General features: G+C 57.3%; 9 protein-coding genes. 5 read left to right on the top strand and 4 right to left on the bottom strand.

Annotated elements, in window-relative coordinates; genetic code table 11:
- The first annotated feature begins 76 nt into the window (after positions 1-76).
- From BLR44_RS01400 to BLR44_RS01385, 4 genes are all read left to right on the top strand, one after another.
- Complete coding sequence (locus BLR44_RS01400) at positions 77-4,453, top strand: T9SS type A sorting domain-containing protein (protein ID WP_089678162.1); 4,377 nt, start codon at positions 77-79, stop codon at positions 4,451-4,453.
- 401 nt (positions 4,454-4,854) lie between these two features.
- Positions 4,855-6,369 carry a Do family serine endopeptidase gene (locus tag BLR44_RS01395; protein WP_089678161.1) on the top strand — a complete coding sequence of 505 codons (1,515 nt, stop codon included), beginning with the start codon at positions 4,855-4,857 and terminating at the stop codon, positions 6,367-6,369.
- Positions 6,370-6,471: 102 nt separating this feature from the next.
- Positions 6,472-7,428 carry a DnaJ C-terminal domain-containing protein gene (locus tag BLR44_RS01390; RefSeq protein WP_089678159.1) on the top strand — a complete coding sequence of 319 codons (957 nt, stop codon included), beginning with the start codon at positions 6,472-6,474 and terminating at the stop codon, positions 7,426-7,428.
- Between the two features lie 171 nt (positions 7,429-7,599).
- A complete protein-coding gene (locus BLR44_RS01385) occupies positions 7,600-8,514 on the top strand; it encodes a DUF4349 domain-containing protein (RefSeq protein ID WP_176955857.1) in 915 nt (304 codons plus the stop codon).
- 56 nt (positions 8,515-8,570) lie between these two features.
- Here the strand turns inward: BLR44_RS01385 and BLR44_RS01380 are convergent, their stop codons facing one another.
- From BLR44_RS01380 to BLR44_RS01365, 4 genes are all read right to left on the bottom strand, one after another.
- A complete protein-coding gene (locus BLR44_RS01380; protein ID WP_218126989.1) occupies positions 8,571-11,936 on the bottom strand; it encodes a malectin domain-containing carbohydrate-binding protein in 3,366 nt (1,121 codons plus the stop codon).
- 835 nt (positions 11,937-12,771) lie between these two features.
- Entirely contained in the window at positions 12,772-13,794 is a 1,023-nt protein-coding gene (locus tag BLR44_RS01375; protein ID WP_089678153.1) for an alpha/beta hydrolase, read from the bottom strand.
- A 69-nt stretch (positions 13,795-13,863) separates the two neighbouring features.
- Positions 13,864-14,550 carry a hypothetical protein gene (locus BLR44_RS01370; RefSeq protein WP_218126988.1) on the bottom strand — a complete coding sequence of 229 codons (687 nt, stop codon included), beginning with the start codon at positions 14,548-14,550 and terminating at the stop codon, positions 13,864-13,866.
- Entirely contained in the window at positions 14,547-14,945 is a 399-nt protein-coding gene (locus BLR44_RS01365) for a T9SS type A sorting domain-containing protein (protein ID WP_089678150.1), read from the bottom strand. The genes BLR44_RS01370 and BLR44_RS01365 overlap by 4 nt, the downstream gene beginning before the upstream one ends.
- A gap of 273 nt (positions 14,946-15,218) precedes the next feature.
- Between BLR44_RS01365 and BLR44_RS01360 the strand changes: the two genes are divergently transcribed.
- A complete protein-coding gene (locus BLR44_RS01360) occupies positions 15,219-17,651 on the top strand; it encodes an ABC transporter permease (RefSeq protein ID WP_089678148.1) in 2,433 nt (810 codons plus the stop codon).
- Positions 17,652-17,789 lie beyond the last annotated feature (138 nt).

Below are 17,789 nucleotides of genomic sequence, written 5' to 3'. Positions count from 1 at the left end.
CAAAGGCCTTTGCGTGCTAAAATATCAATTAACATCATATACCTTTACGCGCTCTATAAAAAATGCTACTTAGGCTATGAAAGCAGTCACTCGCTATCACGCTTCTCACAGCCCGTCTTTTCTCCACCACATTCCGGGTTTAGTACTATTTACCACGTCGTTCTTATGGATTGCGGGGGGAAGTTTTTTCTGCACAGCACAGGCCCAAACGGCCGGCGATGCCCCTCAGGTCACCAGCGTTACGCCAACCGACAGTGCGACCAACGTTCCTACAGCCGAGCTGATCGTAACGACCAGTTTTACCATTCCTGACGGCTACGAACTGACCAAGACGTCGCTCAGCGATCACGTCAAGCTCTACAGGCTGAAAGGCGGAACCGAAGAGGAAATCGAAGCCAACGTCAACGATACCGGGGGAGGCGACGCCATCATTCTGACGCCTTCGGAGACGTTAGCGCCTTACACGACGTATCGCTTTGAGATTACCAGCGCCGTGGAAGCGAATCGGATCGGCAACCTGTCGGACCGCCTCTCGTTTCGACCGTTTTCGTCGGTGTTCACCACCGGCTCGGGCCGCACCGATGGCTTGGCCGAACTCCCGGGCGTTTCGTTTTCGAAAGTAAGCGGCAGTTCCCTGGGCGAAGGCACCCAAAAGCAGTTTACCAGCCTGGTCATCGGGCCGGACGGCAAACTCTACGCCGCCACCACCGAAGGAACCATCCAGCGCTGGTCAATCAATCCGGACGGTACCCTCGACGATCTGGAAATTCTACAACCCGCCCTGGCCGGTTCGCCGCACCCGGTCAGTGGAACAGTTACCAAAGCCCCCCGCCTGATCATCGGGCTGACGTTTGCGCCCAGTGCCACGGCCGATAGCCTGGTGGCCTACATCAGCCACAGCGCCGCGGTACTGACCAACGGCCCTGAATGGGACGGCAAGCTGACACGCCTCAGCGGCCCGAGGCTGGAACAGGTCCAGGATGTGCTTGTTCACCTGTCCCGGTCGCAGAAAGACCACCTGACCAACAGCGTGGTGTTCGGCCCCGATGGCGCGCTCTACATCGCGCAGGGCAGTAACACGGCCGGCGGCGCTCCTGATCCGTCGTGGGGTAACCGGCCCGAGCGGCTGCTGTCCGGCGCGATCCTGCGGCTGTCGCTCCCCAAAATGCCGCCCGAAAGCGAGTGGCCGCTGGACGTTTACACCACGGACAAAATCGAGGTCATCAACGCGGCACCTTCCAACGCGATGACCATGTCGGATGGGACGTACAACCCTTACGCCACCACGTCGCCGCTGACCATTTACGCCTCGGGCGTGCGCAACGTATACGATTTGCTCTGGCACAGCAACGGGCAACTGTACGCGCCTGCCAACGGCACGGCCAGCGGCAGCCGTACACCGGCCTCCGATGCGTACGTGAACGCCGCAGGCAATAACGCGGGCGTCCGGCGCATCGACGGTACGCGGTACCGCTATCCCACCTACCCTGCCGTGCCTGCCACCACCGACAACGTTTCGCAGAAAGATTTTCTGTTTCAGGTCGATGCGGGGAGCTACCACGGCCACCCGAATCCGCTGCGAGGGGAGTTTGTGCTGAACCACGGCGCGCAGCGCTACCAGGGACTTGCCAACCAGGAAGCGCCGAGCGTGGATGTTCCGTCCTATCCGGAAACAGTCCAGCCTGATCCGAATTACCGGGAGCCCGCGTTTGATTTTGGAATGCACAAGTCGCCTAACGGCGTTATCGAATACCGCAGCAATGCCTTCGAAGGCGCGTTGCAGGGTATGATTCTGGTCGTGCGTTTTAGTGGCGGCGACGACATCGTGGCCTTGCAACCCGACGCCACCGGGAACTACATCACCCGCAGTTTCCTGGGCATTTCGGGCCTGACCAACTTCGACGATCCCCTCGATCTGGTAGAGGACCCCACTTCCGGTAACCTCTACGTGGCTCAGTACGACCGTGATCAGAACGTTCATCAACAGCTGATTCTCCTGCGGCCCGACAAGCCCGGCACCCCGGCTCCCCGCCTGGCGATCGACCGCACTACGCTGGTGTTTGAAGGGAGTCTCGACACGGCTACGGTTCAGACGCTTACCCTGACGAACCAAGGTTCGGCTCCATTGCAACTCCAGTCGAGCACGATCGAAGAAACCGGCGATCCGCTGGCGCCTCCCCACTACTTTCTGGCCCCTAATCTTTCCCGCACCCTGGCCCCCGGAGAACAGGTGCAGTTCGACGTGACGTTTCAGCCTACGCTGGACGGGCATACGCTCTCGGGCAACCTGCTTTTTGTCTCCAACGACCCCGCACAACCACGGGCCACCGTCGCACTGCAGGGATTGGCCCTGCGGAAAGAGCCGCTGCGTGAACCGGCCCTTCAGCCGATTGTCACGACCCTGCGGTACGCCGTCGATGTGGGATGGGACAGTTTATATGTGCCCGAGCGAGATTTGTGCGGTACCGAAGTTAAGGCCCCGCAATTCCGGCGGGCCGGCACCGGTCCTGTCACGTTGCGCACGCTTGCCCGCTATTCGGCGGAGGGTTCGTTAACGGCCGGCTGGTTCTCGACCGCCCCGTTGACGCCACGCCCCCTTACCGCATTGGGCAGCCGGAACTATTGCCTGCTCGGCCCTGATGCCGGTGCGACGCGCTCGTTCTTCCCGACGCAGGAAGTGTTCGGGCTGTATGTACAACTCGATAGTCAGGCCGTTTATAGCCTGGATACCCTCAATGCCGCCTTGCCGCGCGCACACCGCATGCGGGTGTATCCGGCACGTGACCGGCAGGGAGCCTGGCTGACGAATCATTACCTTCTGGCGGTGGATTGCGACGGCGATGGCGATTACCAGGATTATGTCGCCCTGGTAGGCAACGTGCAACCGGCAGGTTCTCAGGCACAAGCGCTATCGTTCAGTCCGGCACAAGTTTACTTTGAAAACACGTCGGACGGTGCACAACTAAGCACGCTGTCGGTCAGCACTGGCGCCCCGTTGCCTTCAGGTACGCAACTGACGACTTCAGCTTCCTGGCTGCTGCTGCCCGATGATCTGACGACCGATCGGCCGCTCGCCTTTACGGTCGATGCCAGTCAATTGCGCCTGGGGTATTACCACGCCACCGTTACGGCAACCGCCCCCGGATACGCCCCCGCTCAACTGGAAGTTCGGTTGCAGGTACGCACCAAGATTACGTGGGCTTACCAGATTAACTTTCAGCCCGACACGGCCGCCCCCGCGGGCTACTTCCGCGACATCGGTGAACCGTTCGGCCTGAAACTTGCCGACGACCAGGGCGGTGGCGCGCTCACGTACGGTTGGGTGGAAGTCAACTCTATTCAACCGGCCGATAATCAGGCGGCGGTACGCAACCGTCGGGTGACGGGCGTGAGTTTTCTTCTCAACACCCTGGCCCACATGCGCACGGCCTCGTTGCCTTACCGCGACTGGATGATGGCGCTGCCCAACGGTCGTTATCTAGTCAACGTAAGCGTGGGCGACCCTTCGTCGGCGAACGACAGCGAGCACGAGGTCGAAGTCAACGGAACCACAGTCGTCAATTTTTCCGAAGCGGGCGATGCCCCGGTCAGGCAAACCGCTACCGGCACGGAAGTGGTGGAAGTGACCGACGGCCTGCTGCACCTGACGCAGGGAAGCGGCGCACGCAATACCAAACTTAACTTTGTCCGCATTGCCCCCGTCACAACAATCGATACGGCTCAATACTGGGCCGAAGCCGAATGTGGCGTGATCGGGCAAGACTGGCAGTTCATCAGCGGCGATACCACCGCCTCGGCAAACGGATTTATAGAGAACACAGTCGATACCGTCCAGGTCAGTCCACCGGCCGACGAAGCTTCTAACCGCCTGTTGCTCAACACGTACGTGGGACAAACCGGTGCCTACCGGCTTCACCTCCGGATGAGCGCCACCACCCCGACCGTTGCGTTGTGGACACGCCTCGACGATGGCAACTGGGTCCGCTGGGAAGCGACGGCAAGCGACGACTTTCGCTGGTACGAACTATACGCCAATCCGCGGGTACTGCAAACGGGCAACCACCGACTCGACATCTCCTACGCAGCGGGCAAAGCCCGAATCGACAAAATCGCCCTGAGCCTGGGTGGAGCCGTTCCGCTGGCTACGGGTGGCACCGCTACCAACTGCATCCCCTCCGACTCTGCCCTTGATGCCCTTGGCAAACGCCCTTACAAAGTATATCCCAACCCCAGCACACAACGCTTTCAGGTTGAGTTTACGCGCACGACCCTCCCCGCGCAGGTCAGCGTTACGGCCCTGACCCTGACTGGACAAACCCTATGGAGCCATCAGGTGTCGGACCAAGCCATTTCGCACGTCGAAGTCAGTTTACCGACCCAACCGCCGGGCGTTTATTTGCTACGCATCGTCGTCAACGGGCGTACTTACCACGAACGCATCGTGAAGTTGTAGCTACGGCATTCCGGTTTTCCTTTTCCGCGACCCTACTGCCTCAGAGGCGGTAGGGTCGCGGTTTTTCGATTCTATTGAAATAGGATTTTATTTATTTTCACGCCGCCCCGCTTTTGCAACGATCACTCCGACAATTTGTCATTATTCTGACGTTTTGTAGCACAATTCGACCCAATTATTAAGATCGGATTAAATCACCCCGCGCATGACTTTTTTGGCACGGAAGTTGAAAAATCATCACCGCGCGCAAATCCCCGTAGGTACGGGACCAAAAAATGTCTACAAAGTAAAACTCTGGCTCAGCTTATCTACGTTATTTTTATATATGTGATGAGCGGTCAAATTTTCCGGTATCCCGGTCGTAATTAAGTAAGTTTCACAACAGCAGCTATCAAACAGATATGAGTAAAACAGTAAAAACCGCGGTGCTCACAGGAGCCTTGTGCAGCGCCCTGACGCTGGGTACTTATAAAATACTCGGCTTCGACGAACAAAAAGTTATTATCCAGAAAGCGGACCAGCCGGTGGCTCTGACCTCGGCGCGGTATGCGCCTTCTACCACCGCTCCCACCGTAGCACCGTTCGATTTTTCGTACGCCGCCGAAACCAGTACTCCGGCAGTAGTTCACATTCGTTCGACCATCACCAGCGCCTCAGCCGCGCAGGGACAGCAGCAGATTCCTGATGTGTTCCGCCGCTTCTTCGGCGACGATTTCGACGTGCAGCCGCAGCAGCGCGGTCCGCAACAGGCGTCGGGTTCGGGCGTGATTATCAATGCCGAAAAAGGCTACATCGTTACGAACAACCACGTGGTAGAAGGAGCCGACCAACTGGACGTGACCTTGAACGACCAGCGTACCTTCCCGGCAAAACTGATTGGCACCGACCCGGAAACCGATTTGGCGGTGATTCAGGTGGAGGCCCAAAGCCTGAAGGCGCTGAAGTTTGCCAGCTCCGACGACGTGAAGATCGGCGAGTGGGTGCTGGCCGTAGGGAACCCGTTCAACCTGGAGTCGACCGTGACGGCGGGGATCGTGAGCGCGAAAGGGCGCGGCATTGGGATCCTGAGCCGGAACAATGCGCAGAATGGCGTCAGCAGTGCCGTCGAATCGTTCATTCAGACAGATGCGGCCGTGAACCCGGGGAACTCGGGTGGGGCGCTGGTCAACCTGAACGGTGACCTGATCGGCATCAACACGGCGATTGCTTCGCCCACCGGATCGTATGCCGGTTATTCTTTTGCGGTGCCGTCGGCGCTGGTCCAGAAAATCTCGACCGACCTGATCGAGTTCGGAAGTGTGCAGCGCGGCATGTTGGGCGTCAACATCACGACCGTTACCGGTGTGGTAGCGCAGGAACAGGGCCTGAAGGTAAACCAGGGTGTCCTGGTCAGCGACTTCTCTGCCAACAGCGCGGCCAAAGAAGCCGGGCTTGAAGCGAAAGACGTGATCGTGGCGGTCGACGGTATCGGTGTAAACAACAGTGCTGAACTGCAAGAGTTGATCAGCCGCCGCCGTCCGGGCGACAACGTGGAGATTACGGTCGACCGCGACGGTCGTCAGCGTAAGTTCAACGTGAAGCTGAACGCCCGCAGCGAGGCCGCTCCCGTCGTGGCAAGCAATCGCAATAACGCCAACATCATGGAGGCACTGGGCGCTGACTTCCGGAACCTGACGAAAGAAGAGAAAGCCGAGCTGGGTGTGCAAGGCGGCGTGAAAGTACAGACCATGCGCGAAGGCAAACTTCGGATGGAAACATCAATCCGCCCCGGATTCGTCATCACCAAAGTCGATCGTCAGCCCGTTACGTCTGTAGAAGACCTCAACAAGGCCTTGCAAGGCAAAAGCGACGGCGTGTTGCTTGAGGGTATCTACCCGGGCAGCAGCCGTACCTACTATTACGGGTTGGGCATGTAAGCACCACAAATTGTTGGCCCACCCGAGTCAATTGTATAGGATTTTGCAGCAAAGCCGCTACTTTCGGGTGCGGCTTTGTTGTTTTCTAAACCTGAATGAGCCATGCAATACAAAGATTATTATCAGATACTGGGGGTGGATAAAAGTGCGACGCAGGACGACATCAAGAAAGCGTACCGCAAACTGGCCGTGAAGTATCACCCCGATAAAAACCCTGACAACAAGCAGGCAGAAGATCGCTTTAAAGAGATCACGGAGGCCAATGAAGTGCTCAGCGACCCCGACAAACGGGCCAAATACGATCGCCTGGGTGCTAACTGGAAACAGTACGAAAACATGGACCCCTCGCAATACGCCCACGCGGGCAACAACGGCGGCGGCTACCATTACCAGTTTGAAGGCGACTTGGGCGACATCTTCGGCAATACGGGTGGCTTCTCCGACTTCTTCAACCAATTTTTCGGCGGCGATTTCGGCGGCAGTTCACGCTTCCGCACGTCGGGCGATTTTGGCGGCGGCTACCGAAGCGGACGGGCACGCGCCCCGAAAGGACAAGACTACGAATCGCAACTGGAAGTTAGCCTGGAAGAAGCCCAGCAAGGGACAGAACGCACCTTTTCGCTGGAGGGCGAGCAGCTCCGCATTAAAATCAAACCAGGCATTGAAGACGGGCAACGCATTCGGCTGAAAGGCAAAGGTGCACCCGGACCGGGCGGCACCGCGCGGGGCGATCTCTATCTTACCCTCCACGTGCTGCCTAACCCCCACTACGAGCGGCGCGGCGACGACCTCTACACCACCGTAGGGCTGCCGCTCTACGACGCGTTGCTGGGCGGGAAAGTCAACATTCCGACCCTGACGGGCAGCGTCAACGTCACGTTGAAAGAGGGAACGCAAAACGGCAAGACCTTACGCTTGAAAGGCCTGGGCATTCCGAACTATAAGAACCCGGAGCAGAAAGGCGATCTGTACGTGACGCTTCAGGTACAACTGCCTACACAACTGACCGAAGAAGAGCGTACCGCGTTCCGAAAGCTTCGGAGCACACGCTCCCACTAAAACGCGCACGGGCCTTCAGCAGCACGCCCTTCGTTGATGAAGGGCTTTTTTATGTCCTCGGGTGTTGGAACCGGACGGTGCCGGTACCGGAGTTTTCCACGCAAATGCGTTCCGGGATGTGACGCATCGCGCCACGGTGGATTATGGGAAGAAGCAACTCGTTTCTGTCCTATGAAAAAACTATGGATCGTCTGGTGCCTGTGCGCCATGGCGTGCAGCCAACCGGAAACCACCGACGCCCTTGCCTCGCTGTCCGCCGAAGAAGCGCCCTCTTTCTTGAGCCATGACGCAGTGCCTAGGGACGTCGCAGAAGTAGCACAAGCGGCTCCCGCGCGCCCCGACCGTAAAATCATCCGCACGGCTACCCTGCACCTGGACGTAGACCATGCCGCACAACGAAGCCGGCAAATCGACTCGCTCGCCCAAACACACGGCGGTTACGTAGGGCACTCTGAGCAGCAGCAGACGTCGGTCTACACCCGCCAATCCCCTCATACGCGCGACTCCGTACGGGTTGTGACCGGCACACGTTCCAGTATCCGCGTAGTGGTGCGCGTACCGGCCGATCATTACGCCGCCGTTTTGCAAGCTCTGGAACAACTGGCGACGCGCGTGACGTACCGAGCGACCGACACCCAGGACGTGTCCGAGGAGTTTGTCGACCTGGAAGCCCGCCTGCGCACCAAGCGGGAAGTGGAAGAACGTTACATCGATATCCTGCGCAAACAGGCTACCCAGGTGGAGGACATTCTGGCGGCGGAAGACAAGCTGCGGAAGATCCGCGAAGAGATTGAAGTGGCGGAAGGGCGCCTGCGTTACCTGCAACACCAGGTCGGGTTCAGCACGATTCAACTCGAATTGCAGGAGCCCGTGCGGGAAACCATCCACTACGCGTTCGTAGTGCCAACGACAGAACCCGCACCGGAATTTTTCTTCACGGCCCACCTCGCCGACGGACTTCGGGCCGGTTGGCAGGGCATTCTCTACGCACTAGTGGGCCTCTCTTACGCGTGGCCGCTCCTGGTATTGGCGTTCGGTGTAGCGGCCCTCCGCTGGCAACGCACCCAAAAAGCAAAGGCCCCTTAAGCAAAAAGGGCAGCCCGGAGGCCGCCCTTTCTATCTCTACTCAAGGTAGCAAGTGCTTACTGCTTCACTACCATCTTCTGTTCCGGACGCTCGCCCTGCGTGTCGATGCTGAGCATGTAAACCCCTTTGGGCAGGTGCGTAGTGTTCATTTCCCATTCGAGCTGGCCTTCGGGCAGTTCGTGCGTTTCCAGCAGCGTACCGGTCGTCGTGTAGACACGGAGGGTAGTAGCCGCTTTCTCTTTGCCAAACTGCAGCGTCAGCTTGTCGGTGAAGGGGTTCGGATACGCCTTGGTTTCGATCGCGTCCGACATCACTTCGTCGCCTTCGGTGATCGTCTTGGTGCCGGCCGTTACCGCTTCGTGGATGGCAATACCAGAGACGATAGCTGCCAGTTCTCGGCCGATGAATTCGAACTTGATGTGCCCGTCTTTCACCGTGATCGGAATCGTCACAGAGTACGCGGTGTTGTAACCTACCTTCTTGAAGATATCTAAGTTGTCGATCACCAGGTTCTCTTCAATTTTCACGTCGAAGATGCGCTCGCCTACTTTCTTCACGTGCGTTTCGGCGAAGTGCAGGGTCACTAGGTAGTCGCCGTTCTTGGCATTTACACCGTAGGTGAAACGGGTGCCGAAGTGCTCGTACTGGAAGATGCGCTGATCGTCAGTTTTGCTGATGGTGCTGTAGGTAGCGCGGCGGCGTGAACCTTGCTGCCACCAGCCGTCGGCGTCGCGAGCATACCAGTCGCCGTCGCTGGCCCGGTGCCCGAAGTCGGCCCCTGAGTTGATGGCGGCTACCAGTTTGCCGGCTACTTTCGGCGCTTCGGCTGGCGCTGCACCTTCTACAGAACTTACAACCAGAGCCGAGAGGCGGCAGTCGCGGTAGTCGATGTCGAAGACTACGTCCAGCTTGCCGTCTTTCACTTCCACGACTTTCTCCAGATCCAGGGCCTTGGCGTAGCCGCCCAGCTTGAACAGGTCTACGTCGGTGAAGATCTCTTTGCCCTCAGCGTGGATGTCGAACTTGCGCTGACCGTTGGACTTGTACTTCAGTTCTGCCGTTTTGATGGTCAGCTTGTAGGTGCCGTTCTTGACGGGAATCTCGTAGCTGAACCAGCCCAGGCGCTGCGTCTGATACAGCTTCTGATCTTTGGTACCCCCGATGGTCAGGTCGTTGTAGTTCACCGCTGAGCCGCGGGTGAAGTACTTGTCGGCCTGGTAGACCGTGCCGTCCTCGGCCGTGAACTTGTCGCCACCCGCGTTGATCGCGATCAGCGTGCTCACTTCGTCGGTTTTCTTCTCGGTAGCGTTGGTTTCTTCCAGCGTGCTCACCACCAGTCCGGAGAGGCGGCAGTCGCGGTAGTCGATGTCGAAGACTACGTCCAGCTTGCCGTCTTTCACTTCCACGACTTTCTCCAGATCCAGGGCCTTGGCGTAGCCGCCCAGCTTGAACAGGTCTACGTCGGTGAAGATCTCTTTGCCCTCAGCGTGGATGTCGAACTTGCGCTGACCGTTGGACTTGTACTTCAGTTCTGCCGTTTTGATGGTCAGCTTGTAGGTGCCGTTCTTGACGGGAATCTCGTAGCTGAACCAGCCCAGGCGCTGCGTCTGATACAGCTTCTGATCTTTGGTACCCCCGATGGTCAGGTCGCTGTAGTTCACCGCTGAGCCGCGAGTGAAGTACTTGTCGGCCTGGTAGACCGTGCCGTCCTCGGCCGTGAACTTGTCGCCACCTGCGTTGATCGCGATCACCACGTTCGATTTGTTGGTCGGCGTTTCTTCCGCGTCGTCCGTGTTCTCCTTCTCGTCGTTCGAAGGCGCTTCAGGCTCCGGAGCAGGGGCAGGAGCAGGCGTCGGCTCTTCGCCACCTTGCCAGCCACGACCGCGCGCTGGGCTGCTGTCTACCAGCCGGAAGTCTCCGTTGCTGGCGTTTTTGAACTTAGGGTTCCCGATTTTGGCGTTCTGTCCGTAACCGGCTTTTTGCAGATCGGATACCGTGCGGTGCGTAATGGCGTAGCCTTTGTCGTTTTCCAGGCCTACTTTGATGCTCGAATTGCTCGTCTCGTAAAAGTTGTTCGTGATCTTGTTGTTGCCCGCTCTGGTGCCTTTGTACAGAATCAGGTGACCGTTCTTGGAGCTTCCCAGAATGTTGTTGCGGATGATGTTGTTCTTCGACTCATTCACACCGCGCGGCATGCCGTGCACGATTACGTCGTAGGGCTGATTGTAAAGCGTGTTGTATTCGATAACAGCATCGCTCGATCCGGAAATGTACACCCCTTTCAGGTCGTTGTCGTAGATCCGGTTGTTTACGACTTTGATGCTATACGAGTCGCCACCCATGGCGTGTCCAATCTCGTAGCTGATGCCATGGCGGTTGCCCGCAATGATGTTGTCGCTTACTTCGTTCGCACCGAAGCCATCGTCAAACCACACCCCGATTCCCCCGTTGTTGAGGACCTTGTTGTTCCGAAAGGTCAGGCCACGTACGCCGGGTACGGCCTTCATGCCACCGGCGTGGAACAGCTTCGAGAAGCCGCGGTAGTTGTTTTTGGTGATCGTGCAGTTTTCGATCACGCTGTTCATCTTGGGACGGATTTCCTTGTCTTTCCAGCGAGGATACCACGTAGCACCGTTTACGCACAGGCCGTTGCTGCCGCCGTTGCTGAACGTACACCGACGGATGGTGTGGTTATCGCCCTGCACCAGCAACCCGCAGAAGTCGCCGTAATCGAATTCGCAGTCTTCGATGGTCCACCCACGACGCCCGGTCATCAGCATGCCGATTGCCAGCCGCTCCTGCGTGGAATTGCTGTGGCGCATCGTCAGATTTTTTACGGTTACATCGGTGGTAGTGCCCCCATCGAGGATGAACTTACTCACGCTCACTTCCATCTGGTGGTTGTTCGGGTTCGAGCGGTCTTTCAGTATACAATAGAGCACGTCGCCGGCCGGATCGTAATAGAAAGAGCCCGGGAACAAGCTGCTCACGCTGTTGGAGCCGACAATCGGCAACACCCAGTTGTTGCCCAGGGCCGCGTGGCGAATGTTCCAGCCACACCGGTCGCCCACCTGCTGGATCGGCTGCCCGTCGACAAACACCTGCTGGCTGTTGGTTTTCCAGCCTTTTTTCTTCCAGACGTCGCCGGAGTGTTTTTCCCAGCCGGTCACGCGTTCCGAACCGGTAATGATGGTTTTGCCGCTGCCGGCACCTTTGATGGTGATCGATGAATTTTTGAGCTTGAGATCACCTTCACGGTAGGTACCCGCTGCCAGCGTGACACTGCCGCCGTTGCTAACTTTGTCTAACGCTTTGGCTATGGTCCGGAAAGGTTTGGATTGTGTACCGGCCGCATTGTCGCTGCCCGACGGGCTGACGTAATACTGGGCGTGTACGGTGGTCCCGCAATACACGAGAGCCACAAAGAGTAACATTGCAAATCGCCTCATAAGATCTAGCGCACTTAATGGTTTAAAATCGTTTTGAGCAAACTTGGCTACCTGAGGGAGCCGATTTCCGACCGAGGAGCATGTGTCAGAGTTCGGATTAGGTAGTGAAGCATCCCCTTACTTCACTTCTCTCAAATAGCACTTATCAACACAATCTTTCGAAAGACTCGAAACAAAGATGTTGCATTAATTCTAGAGACTCAAAACTGACCAAAAAGCGCCGTGTAAGAATCGCCGGTGCGACTCACCAGAACTGCGGTTACGTCCGGGCACGAGCTAAGGTTGGCGTAATAAAACACATCCTCAAAACCCTCAATACCGCACAATCTGCATGAAAAATGCTCTTTACGGGCAAAGTAGGCGCTGGATTAACACTTGTCAGGTTTTGGGGAGCTGTGAAATGTTTTAGCAATCAAATAAAAATAGTACCACAAAAAATAACTAAAATAAAATATAGAAAAGCATTCATATTAGCTATAAAAGAGGCGCTAGGGACTAAGATATTAAAAATAAATTGTACTATTTTAATTATACACAACACAATATATTGTTAATAAAATATAATTATTTTTATTGATCATAGCATAAAATACCCTAACAGATGCATTTTCCATCCGATTCTAAAATAAAACCGCGTATTTATATAATGATTTCAATACCCTGCCTGCAACGCTTTCTCCGCTCTTCTAGCCTCCCTGACACACCCCTTCCAGCTTCCGGAAATCTAGAGTTTGTAATGTTATTAACACATGAACGTATGTCCAAAAGTGGCCGACAAGCAGAGTATTTCTTACAAAAGAGGGGGTGCTCAGGGCGTTTCCGACAGGGCTGTCGATTCTTCAGGAAGGTTGATCGGCTGCATTTTCAACACCTCTTCGGCAAACTGGTAGGTGGCCTGGCGCACGTCTTCCACATCGGCCGACGTGTAACGTGAGCCAATTACGTGGTGCCCCGCTTCCGGAAAAGCCGCCTTGCGCTTCAGGTTGGCGGGCGTACCCAGTTGATCGAACATCTTCAGCATGGCCGGTACCGACACCACGTCGTCCTGATGTTCGTCATCTTTATAATAGTATCCCAGAAAAAAGGGCGCTTTTACGCGCTGAAACGTCTCGGGCGTCATGGTATGCTCCAACAGATTTTTGAGGCTGACCAGCGCTTCGGAACGGTACCGGGTGGTCCAGTAATACTGCACCGAATCGCTGCCGTAAAACTGATAGTAATTGCTCCCCAGCACCAGACGCGACAGTGGCAGACCCCAGGGGCGCGTCAATAGCCACGACGCCTCGTCGTGGAGGTCGATGTTCGGCGAATAGGCGATGATGCCATTCACATCTTTGGGATGGTCGGCGGCCAGAATCAGGGCCAGGGTACCTCCGGTAGAGGTCGACATGATCAGTACCTTCTCCCCCAACCGCTTGCCGATGGCCAGGGCTTCGGCCGCGGAGGCCACCAGATTTTCCGGCGTAACGTCGACCAACGGTTCCTTTTCGTTCAGGCCATGGCCGAACAGCCGTGCCAGGTAGAGGTTGCAACCGTAGCGGCGCGCAAATTCGCGGTGAATCGGCGCTCCTTCGGCCTGCGACGCCGAGAAGCCGTGCAGGTACACCACACTCCAGGGAGTTTTGCGGGTCGAGTCGTACCAAACGATGCGCGCCTGGTTGTCGGGTTTCAGGTTGGGTTGACGGCTTTCTTTCCGTTGCACGTACTGCCGCAGGCTATCGGGCAGGGTCGGCAGCGAGGTCTTCAGGTTGGGTTCCGGGGGTTTGGGACCAATCCACCACAAAAAAAGAATGGCTCCTAACACCATCCCGATCCACTTCAGTACTTTCATTTGGTCTGCGTCGTAGGGAGTTACCCGCCAATATACTAGCTCTCAGGCAGGTTGCCAATTTAAGGCGGCTCACTCGCCGGCTGCAGACGCGCCAAACCAATAGGTCAGCTCCAGGGCGAACGTGTTTTCTACTTCTCTGAAATAGCTGCGCCGGTCGCTGATCCGCGACACAAGGCCTTTGCTGAAGCGCCCCTGTACCTGCAGGCGCTCCGTCAGTTCCACCGAGGCGACGAGCGGCACCGCCAGGGTAGTCGCGCGGAAAAAGTAGTTCCGGGTTACGATCTGATCGTTGTGCAGAAGCACAGCCCCTTGCTGAGAACGGAGCACGCCGGGTTTGCTCTTCAGCCGGGCGAATAAGGTCCCGTAGGCACTCAGTCCCGCGCCAACGCGCCACCGTTTCCCATACATTAGCAGAAGGCTTCCCTGAACCGCGTGCCGTACGGAACGCAGGTTGATGCTGAAATTGGCTTGGCCAGTCCCATCATACAATTGCACGGCCGGGTCGTAGTGGTTTCGAAGGCGTTCGTACATCAGGGTCGGTTGCAGGTGCCATTTCTCTGCCCATGTCGTTTTGGCCCGCAGGCCTATTCCGTAGCCGGGCAGCGGACGAGCGTACTGATCGTGGACGAACGAAGACATGGCCTTGACCGTCACCCACGTATAATTGCCGGTAACTACCGGCCCCCATTGCCAGCTTTGCCCTACGGCACCGCCCGTCAGCACCAGCCAGAGCAGCACGATCCCTCCTGTTCTCATTGGGTGCATAGCAATGCCATTCGGGTGACCTGATTGCCGGATTTCACTTCGCACCAGTAGGTACCCGACGGAAAGTCTGTAAAATCGAACCGCACCTCCTCTTGCCCGCCCTGCAACTCGACGCGCTGCGAAAAAGCCCCCTGCGCGTCGGAGACCTGGAGTTGCCCCGGACCAGCGGTATTTGTGTTGATGGTGATCGAGTAGCGGAACGGATTCGGATAGGCCACGACGTTAAAATCCGCCGCGGTCGTTTGCGTCGGACCGGCGGTCTGCACATGGGAATAGGGCAGTGCTTTTCCCAGGAGCGGCGTGGCAGGCACTTCGGGGGCACACCCCTGCAGCCCCAGGAAGCCCCACCCGGAAAGTACAAAAACGGCGATGCGGATGCGTTGCATAATCAGCGTTTGATGTAACAGCGAAGTTATCCTTCCCGCGCCACTCAAGCTATACGCATTCGATTGTAAATCATGCGTGTAGCCTTCCGTACTGGCTTCTGCCGAGCCAGTGCGCAGGCGTCGCGTTTCTGTTCGGCTTCGAACAGCTTCTGTTCATCTTCGGACGATTCGGATGGCCCAGGTGCCCTCTGATCGCATTTTCTCCCCTTTTTAGGGGATGGCAAATTTGTTGTTGCGCTGTTTCCATCCGCATCACTCCTGACCTTTCGGCTTATGCTTCAGAACTACCTGCGAAGCGCCTGGCGCAACTTCCATAAAAATACCTTGCACGCCACCATCAACATTTTTGGATTGGCCGTGGGCATGGCCGCGTGCATTCTGATTTTCCTGATGGTGCGCCACGAGTTCAGCTACGATCGGCACCACCCCGACCGGGAGCGCATTTACCACGTCAGCTCACGGATCGAAATTGGCGGTGGAGAGTGGATCTCGAACCGAGGCGTTTCCGGACCGGTACCTGCCGCCATGCGGGAGGAATTTACCGGACTGGAAACCGTAGCGGCATTCTACACAGAGCACCTTGCAGTAAAAGATGCACAGGGGCAGGACTTGGGCGAAGAAGAGGTGCTGGTGGCCGGACCCGACTATTTTCAGGTATTTGGCGGCTACCAGTGGCAGGCGGGCAATCCGCGCCAGAGCCTGTCGGCGCCCTACCAGGTGGTGCTGACCGAAAGCCAGGCCCGTTTGTACTTCGGCGATCAGGAACCGCTGGGCCAGATCTTACTCTACAAAGATTCGATTCCGTTCACCGTTTCGGGCATTCTGGCCGACGTCACCGTCCCGACCAGTTTTAAGTTCACGCAGTTTCTCTCCTCGGCCACGCTCATCACCAACGAAGCTTTCGGTCAAAATTTCGGACTGACGAGCTGGGACGGCACCACCAGCAGTTCGCTGGCCTTCCTTACCCTGGCCCCGGGCGTGCAACCTGCACAGATCGAGGCACAGTTCCCGGACTTTATTCGCAAACACATTTCACCGGAAGACGGCACCGACCCGACAGAACTTCGCGCGTTCGAACTGCATCCGCTGGCCGACGTCCATTTCAATGCGGAGCTGGGCATAGGACGCACCGCACACAAACCTACCCTGTACGGCCTTATTGCCATTGCACTGTTCATGCTGATGCTGGCGGTCATCAACTTTGTGAACCTGGAAACGGCACGGGCCGTGTTGCGGGCACGCGAGGTAGGCGTTCGGAAAACCCTGGGCAGCAGCCGCGCGCAACTGATCAGTCAGTTTTTAGGCGAAACGTTTCTTCTCACGCTGGTCGCGGGTCTCCTGGCGGTCGGCCTGGTGCAATACAGCCTCGACTACTTTGCCGACAGTTTGCCGCCGGACCTCTCGCTGAGCATGCTGTTCGCGTCAGGGACGTGGCTGGTGCTTCTGCTGTTCCTGGGGTTGGTCAGCCTCCTGGCCGGCTTCTATCCCGCGTTGGTGCTTTCGGGCTACGCGCCCGCCTTCGCGCTGAAAAACCAGGCGTTTGCGCAGGGAACTACCTCACGGAAAACGTACCTGCGCAAATCGTTGATCGTCTTCCAGTTTGCGGTCTCGCAGGTATTCATCATTGGTACGCTCATCGTCGGCAGTCAAATGCGGTTTATGTTGCAGCAGGACATGGGGTTCCGTGCCGACGCCCTGATTCATTTCAGTGCGCCCCATTGGTGGGAAGACACCACCGACCGGCGTTTCACCCTCGCCGAGGAACTGCGCCGCCTGCCGGAAGTCAGCTCCCTGACGCTGGGTACGTTGCCGTCGTTCTACGGCTGGAGCTCGAACACCGCCACGTTTCAATCCGATTCTGCGGAGGTCGAGATCAGCCTCTACCGCAAAATGAGCGACACCGCTTACCTCCGTACGTACGAAATTCCGCTGCTGGCCGGGCGCAACCTGCACGCCAGCGACACGGTCGCTGAGGTGGTGCTGAACGAAACGGCCGCGCGAGCCTTCGGCTTTGCCCAACCCGGCGATATAGTAGGACAGACGATCCAGATCAACCAACGGCCCGTTCCCGTGGTGGGCGTGGTCCGCGATTTTCACGACAGCCCCCTGCGCGACAAAATCAAGCCCATCATGCTGGGTATGGAGAAATCGTCCCTCAACACCTTCGGCCTTCGTTTCCATTCGCGCGGGAAAAGTGGCGACGAGGTACAACGCCTTCTGCAGCAAGTAGAAACGCGCTTCAAAGCGTTTTATCCGGATGCCCCGTTCGAATACGCTTTTTACGACGACACCATCACCAACTTTTACAAAACGGAGCGACGCACCGCCCGCACCGTCAACGCGGCTACCTTACTGGCCGTGTTCATCAGTTGCCTGGGCCTGTTCGGCCTGATTTCGTTCACCACGCACCAGCGCACCAAAGAGATCGGCATTCGCAAAGTGCTGGGCGCTTCCGTGACCAACATCATGCTCCTTTTCTCTCGCGAGTTTGTCGGGCTGGTATTGGCTGCGTTTGTCGTGGCGGCACCGCTGGCGTGGTACTTCGGGCGCGACTGGCTCGACCAGTTTGCTTACCGCATTTCCATCGGGCCGGGCATTTTCGTCGTGACGGCGCTGGCCGCGCTGGCCATTGCACTCTTTACGGTGAGCCTTCAGACCTGGCGCGCCGCCCTGGCCAATCCGGTCGACAGCCTCCGAAGCGAATGAATACGCAAAAGAATTCACCAAGAGAGAGGCAACGTCTGGCAGCCTCGTGTTGATCACCGTTTCCGAAACCGACCGCGACCTTGTAAGCGGTTTCTTTCTCATACATCTGACCTAAACGCCTCGACGGATCACCGCTAA

This window comes from Catalinimonas alkaloidigena, from assembly GCF_900100765.1.
GTDB classification, from domain to species: Bacteria; Bacteroidota; Bacteroidia; order Cytophagales; family Flexibacteraceae; genus Mooreia; species Mooreia alkaloidigena.
Note: the sequence above shows the minus strand (reverse complement) of the source record. Positions and strands in the feature narration are given on the sequence as shown.

Coding starts and splice junctions, on each gene's coding strand:
- BLR44_RS01400 (WP_089678162.1), top strand. CDS start 77: ATGAAAGCAGTCACTCGCTATCACGCTTCTCACAGCCCGTCTTTTCTC.
- BLR44_RS01395 (WP_089678161.1), top strand. CDS start 4,855: ATGAGTAAAACAGTAAAAACCGCGGTGCTCACAGGAGCCTTGTGCAGC.
- BLR44_RS01390 (WP_089678159.1), top strand. CDS start 6,472: ATGCAATACAAAGATTATTATCAGATACTGGGGGTGGATAAAAGTGCG.
- BLR44_RS01385 (WP_176955857.1), top strand. CDS start 7,600: ATGAAAAAACTATGGATCGTCTGGTGCCTGTGCGCCATGGCGTGCAGC.
- BLR44_RS01375 (WP_089678153.1), bottom strand. CDS start 13,794: ATGAAAGTACTGAAGTGGATCGGGATGGTGTTAGGAGCCATTCTTTTT.
- BLR44_RS01370 (WP_218126988.1), bottom strand. CDS start 14,550: ATGAGAACAGGAGGGATCGTGCTGCTCTGGCTGGTGCTGACGGGCGGT.
- BLR44_RS01365 (WP_089678150.1), bottom strand. CDS start 14,945: ATGCAACGCATCCGCATCGCCGTTTTTGTACTTTCCGGGTGGGGCTTC.
- BLR44_RS01360 (WP_089678148.1), top strand. CDS start 15,219: ATGCTTCAGAACTACCTGCGAAGCGCCTGGCGCAACTTCCATAAAAAT.